The organism is Paraburkholderia sp. SIMBA_054 (genome assembly GCF_046534875.1).
Classification (GTDB): Bacteria; Pseudomonadota; Gammaproteobacteria; order Burkholderiales; family Burkholderiaceae; genus Paraburkholderia; species Paraburkholderia hospita.
This window is the reverse complement of the sequence record NZ_JAWRXV010001782.1, coordinates 1-233: the sequence shown is the minus strand read 5'-3', so window position 1 is coordinate 233 and position 233 is coordinate 1. Positions and strand designations below refer to the sequence as shown.

At 63.1% G+C, this 233-nt stretch carries 1 pseudogene; it reads right to left on the bottom strand.

From position 1 onward, the window contains the following. Window positions 1-233 (bottom strand): annotated as a pseudogene (locus SB822_RS61220) (acyl-CoA dehydrogenase); the annotation flags it as partial.

Here is a 233-nt window from a genome sequence, read left to right as displayed (position 1 = left end):
GAAGCGCCGCGTTTCACTGGTCGCGGACGCGCCGCCCACTTCGAATAGCAGCGTGGCCGCCTGCAAGGTCTGCTCGATCGCGATCTGCTGCGCCTGAAAGGTCTGAATGTCGAGGCGAATGTAGGTGTCTTCGGTGGTGCGTCCTTCCTGTCGCGCAACCAATACCTCGTCGATGGCCCGCGCGAGCGACGCACTAACGCTTTGCGTCGAATAGGCGAGACTCGCAAGCCGGC